The sequence below is a fragment of the Burkholderia sp. RF7-non_BP4 genome, from assembly GCF_001521935.1.
In the GTDB taxonomy this organism is placed as follows: domain Bacteria; phylum Pseudomonadota; class Gammaproteobacteria; order Burkholderiales; family Burkholderiaceae; genus Burkholderia; species Burkholderia diffusa.
Genome location: NZ_LOTA01000003.1, coordinates 1 through 3,088, shown reverse-complemented (window position 1 = coordinate 3,088; position 3,088 = coordinate 1). Strand labels below are relative to the sequence as shown.

The following is a 3,088-nucleotide window of genomic DNA, read 5'->3' as shown; positions in this document are numbered from 1 at the left end:
GTAAGCGTGTCCCCAGCACCGTCTCGACGATGTGAAAGGAAGTTGCCAGAGTAGTCCCCACCAAAGTAGTGGGGACCAAAGTGGCAACAGATACGCCGAAGAGAACTTCACGCAAAGGCATCCCGAATCACCCGATCGAATTTCGACGGCATTTGGCCAAGCTGGCCTGCGAGCCGGACGTATCGGTGGCGCGTCTGGCGATGGAGCATGGGGTGAATCCGAACCTTGTGTTCAAATGGCGTCGAGCATTGCGTGGCGGCGAATACGATTCGGTGGATTTGCTGCCCGTGACCGTGGAGGCACCGGCGCAAGAGATCGAGCAACCGGCCCCGGCGCCGGTCGCCAGTGCCGCTCCGGCGGGCGCCATCGAGATCAGCGTAGGCAACACCCGAGTGCGCATCGAAGGCTCGCCACATGAAGCCACGCTGTTGCTGGTGCTCCGTATGTTGCGCGGCACGTCGGGACCGACAGCATGATCGGACTACCCAGCCACACGAAGATCTGGCTGGCCGCGGGCGTGACCGACATGCGCTCGGGCTTCAATAGCTTGGCAGCCAAGGTCCAGACCGTGCTGGAGCGAGACCCGTTCAGCGGCCACGTGTTCGTGTTCCGTGGCAAGCGTGGCGATCTGGTCAAAGTGTTGTGGTGGAGCGGCGACGGCATGTGTCTGCTGATGAAACGCCTGGAGCGCGGTCGGTTCGTGTGGCCACGTGCCGATGGTGGCGTGGTGTGCCTGAGCCAGGCGCAACTGTCGATGCTGCTCGAAGGTATCGACTGGCGGCAACCAGTCCGCACGGCGGAGCCGACCTCGGCGTTGTAAACCTGCCGGCCGCCGCGTAGACTGCCTGCATGACCACGGCAAACGTCTATCCGGACGACATCGAAGCGCTCAAGGCCATGCTGCTTGAGCGCGATGCCCGCATTGGGCATCTGGAAGATGTGGTCGAATCGCACAAGGCGGCGAACGCCACCGCCAAGGCCGAGATCGAGCATCTGAAGCTGCTGATCGCGAAACTGCGCCGCATGCAGTTCGGCCGGAGCTCCGAGAAGCTCGACCGTCAGATCGAGCAGCTCGAGTTGCGACTGGAAGAGCTCGAGGCCGACGAAGGCGCTGCCCCCATCGAGATTCCGAAGACGCCGCGTACCGCACCGGGACAAGCGCCGCGCAAACCGCTCCCCGAGCATCTGCCACGCGAGATCCTGACGTACTGGCCAGAATCGGGCGAAACCTGCGCGGCGTGCGGCGGCCCCATGAAGCAACTCGGCGAGGACATCTCCGAGCAGCTGGAATATGTACCGGCCAGCTTCCACGTGATCCGCCATGTGCGCCCGAAACTGGCATGCACGTGCTGCGACCACATCGCACAAGCTGCTGCGCCGAGCCGCCCCATCGAGCGCGGCCTGGCTGGTCCGGGCTTGCTAGCTCATGTGCTGGTCTCGAAGTTCGCGGACCATCTACCGCTGTACCGCCAGTCGGCGATCTATGCGCGTGAGGGTGTCGATCTGGATCGCTCGCTGCTGGCGAAATGGGTGGGTCATGGTGCGAGCCTGATGCAACCTCTGGTCGACGCCTTACGCCGGCACATCATGGCGGCCACCAAGCTGCATGCCGACGATACGCCGGTGCCGGTGCTTGCGCCGGGCAATGGCAAGACCAAGACCGGACGGCTGTGGGTCTACGTGCGCGACGACCGGAACTCGGGCGACATGACGCCGCCGGCCGTCTGGTTCGCCTATACGGCCGACCGCAAGGGCGTCCATCCGCAGCAGCATCTCGAATCGTTCAACGGCACGCTGCAGGCGGATGCCTACGGCGGATATCAGGCGATTTACGAAACCGGGCGGGTAGCCGAAGCAGCTTGCTGGGCACATGCTCGGCGACAGTTCTACGAACTGCACGCCGCACGCCCGAATGCCTTGAACACCGAGGCGCTGGAGCGTATCGGCGCGTTGTACAAGATCGAGGAAGCGATCCGGGGCAAGCCGCCCGATGAGCGACAGGCGTACCGGCAAACACATAGCAGGCCCTTGCTCGATCAGCTCCATGCGTGGCTGAGTGCCACGCTGGAAACGCTCTCGCGCAAATCCGACACGAGTCGGGCGATTCTCTATGCGCTGAACCGGTGGGAAGCGCTCACGCGCTACTGTGACGACGGGCGTCTGGAAATCGATAACCTGCCAGTTGAGCGCGCGTTGCGCGGGGTGGCGATCGGGCGCCGGAACTACCTGTTCGCCGGTGCGGACTCAGGTGGCGAGCGTGCGGCGGCGATCTACAGTCTGATCGGTACGGCCAAGCTCAACGGCATCGATCCTGAGGCGTATCTGCGCACCGTGCTCACGCGCATTGCAGACCATCCGATCAACCGGGTCGAAGACCTGCTGCCCTGGAACATGACCACCCTGGCATCGTAAGGCGATAATGCCGCTGGCTTCCCGTTCACCCGGAGATCAGATGGCGAAATCGTTCCAGCGCTTTACCCTGCACGTGCAGCTTCAACACATCGAGCCGCCCATCTGGCGCAGGATCGAGGTCGAAGGAACCGAGTCGCTGCGCAAGCTGCACCATATCCTGCAGGCGGCCTTCGGCTGGGAAGACACCCACCTGCACGACTTCCTGATCGACGGCATGACCTACGCCATGTTCGAGGTCGACGACGTGCTGGACTTCGCCGACCCGGGCACGAGCGCCGATGACCGGAAGGTTCGACTGCAGAAGGTCCTGAAACCTGGCTCGCGCTTCCTCTACCGGTACGACTTCGGAGACGGCTGGGATCACGCCATCGTCGTTGAGAAAGTGGAAACCATTGAGAGCGAACCGTGGGGCGCGGCCCAGGTCATTGATGGTGCTCGCGCGTGCCCGCCAGAGGATGTGGGCGGCCCGCATGGCTACGAAGCGTTCCTGAGCGCGCTATGCAACGATCCGAATAGCGAAGAAGCTGACCATTACCGAAACTGGGTCGGCCCCGGCTTCGACGCAGAACTGTTCGATCTGCGTGCTGCCAATGCCACGCTGCTACGCATGGCTTCCAATCGTTGGGGAAACCGGTAACTCACGCCGTCAACACGGTATCGGCTCCACGCTTACGCT

The 3,088-nt window shown here is 63.2% G+C and carries 4 protein-coding genes; all 4 read left to right on the top strand.

All coding sequences use genetic code 11. The annotated features are described in order from the left end of the window. Positions 1-68: 68 nt before the first annotated feature. The 4 genes from tnpA to WS49_RS02135 are packed head-to-tail and all read left to right on the top strand — an operon-like array spanning position 69 to position 3,049. Complete coding sequence (gene tnpA / locus WS49_RS02150; RefSeq protein WP_059524053.1) at positions 69-476, top strand: IS66-like element accessory protein TnpA; 408 nt, start codon at positions 69-71, stop codon at positions 474-476. Then, complete coding sequence (tnpB, locus tag WS49_RS02145; protein WP_006764055.1) at positions 473-820, top strand: IS66 family insertion sequence element accessory protein TnpB; 348 nt, start codon at positions 473-475, stop codon at positions 818-820. The genes tnpA and tnpB overlap by 4 nt, the downstream gene beginning before the upstream one ends. 29 nt (positions 821-849) lie before the next feature. After that, positions 850-2,412, top strand: a complete 1,563-nt coding sequence (tnpC, locus tag WS49_RS02140) for an IS66 family transposase (protein ID WP_059524051.1) — start codon at positions 850-852, stop codon at positions 2,410-2,412. Between the two features lie 40 nt (positions 2,413-2,452). Then, positions 2,453-3,049: a plasmid pRiA4b ORF-3 family protein gene (locus tag WS49_RS02135; RefSeq protein WP_059524049.1), complete on the top strand. Its 597-nt coding sequence runs from the start codon at positions 2,453-2,455 to the stop codon at positions 3,047-3,049. Positions 3,050-3,088: the final 39 nt, after the last annotated feature.